This is a genomic window from Bradyrhizobium sp. (assembly GCF_049581145.1).
Taxonomy (GTDB): domain Bacteria; phylum Pseudomonadota; class Alphaproteobacteria; order Rhizobiales; family Xanthobacteraceae; genus Bradyrhizobium.
This window is the reverse complement of sequence record NZ_JBAURI010000378.1, coordinates 1-1,768: the sequence shown is the minus strand read 5'-3', so window position 1 is coordinate 1,768 and position 1,768 is coordinate 1. Positions and strand designations below refer to the sequence as shown.

Below are 1,768 nucleotides of genomic sequence, written 5' to 3'. Positions count from 1 at the left end.
GACGACCGCCGCCTCGATCGCTTTCAAGACCATTCGCATTGGCCGCATCATTCTCGATTTTCTGATACGCGAAGGAACCACGATTGGTTCCAATTCGCCCCGAAGATTTGTGAGGTCCTGTCAGTCTCGGTCGTCGCCCTAAGGACTGCGCCGTTCGGATTGGCCGCGCGGGTCTCGCCTCCGGAACGTCGCGAAACGTTCGCGCTTTGTTACACAGGCGTCACATTGGCGCGTCAAAGACCGACTTGGCGGGCGAATGCTTGACGCCCGTCGACGATTCGCTCATGCGAAGCGGCCCATGGCTGGAAAAACCGGAAGCGACCTCGAAGACCTCCGCGGCCTTCTCGCCGAGGTGAAGGCGTTGCGCGGGGATGTCGAGCGCAAGGGAGCCGAGCTCAGAGGCTCGTGGGGGGTCGGCGCGGACCAGATGTCCCCCCGAATGCTTAATCTCTCCCATTATCTCGCCCTGCGCGAGTACGACCTCACCGATCTCCAATACCGCCTTGCGGCCCGGGGCCTTTCCTCGCTCGGCCGCAGTGAGGGCCAGGTCACGCTGGCGCTCGATACGCTCATCGCGACTCTCAAGCGCCTGACCGGCGAGCCGGGGGCGGCCTATCCCGCGACGGCGTCGGCGACGGCAGGCGCGGCGGAATTGGACGCGGAGGCGAACCGGCTGTTCGGCAGGCGGCAAAGAGGCAGCCCTCACGCCCGGGTGATGGCGACCCTGCCGCCGGAAGCGGGTTCGGACCCCGAATTCGTCGACAATCTGGTGGCCGCCGGAATGGACTGCGCGCGCATCAATTGCGCCCATGACGACGCCGAAATCTGGGGGCGGATGATCGAGAATGTGCGCGAGGCCGCAGGGCGGCTCGAACGTCCCTGCCGGGTGCTGATGGACATCGCCGGCCCCAAGTGCCGCATCCTGAGAGTGAAGGCGCCGCCGAAGACCCGCCTGTCGCGCGGCGACCGGGTCGTGCTGGTCGACGAACTGCGCGAGAAGACCAGGGAGCCGATCGCGTTCTCGCTCAATTTTCCCGAGCTCGTCGACCAGCTCGTGGTCGGCTCGGAAGTCTTCATCGACGACGGCAAGGCGGCGGCGCGTGTGGTCGCCAAGGCCGCCGGCCGGGCGGAGATCGAGGTTTACGCGGCGCGCGAGAAGGGTGTGCGCCTCAAGCCCGGCAAGGGCGTCAATTTCCCCTCGACCGAACTCGATCTGCCGCCCCTGACCTCCAAGGATTTCCGCGACCTCGACTTCATCGCCGAGCACGCCGACCTCATCGGCTATTCGTTCGTGCGGCGGGTCGACGACATCGAGCTTCTGCAGGACCATCTGACCGCGCGCGCCCCCAAGCGCGAGCCGCACGGGCTGGTCTTAAAGATCGAGACCCCGCTTGCGGTGCGCAATCTGCCGACGCTTATCCTGCAAGCGTCGGCGCACAATCCCACCGCGGTGATGATCGCGCGCGGCGACCTCGCGGTCGAGCTCGGCTTCGCGAGGCTGACCGAAATGCAGGAAGAAATCCTGTGGCTGTGCGAGGCGGCGCATACCCCGGTGGTCTGGGCGACGCAGGTGCTCGACACTTATGTGCGCGACGGCGTGGCGAGCCGCGCCGAAATGACCGACGCGGCGATGGCGCAGGGCGCCGAATGCGTCATGCTCAACAAGGGGCCCTATCTCGCCGAGGGCGTCGCCTTCCTGCGCGACGTGCTCGCCCGCATGGACCGCCACCGGGCCAAGAAGTTCGCCCGCTTCGGGTCGCTGAAGGAG

The 1,768-nt window shown here is 66.5% G+C and carries 1 protein-coding gene; it reads left to right on the top strand.

Annotated features, from left to right (window positions below; genetic code table 11):
- Positions 1–298 precede the first annotated feature (298 nt).
- Positions 299–1,768: pyruvate kinase (locus WCB02_RS12230; protein WP_423958477.1), on the top strand; the 1,470-nt coding region annotated here is incomplete at its 3' end.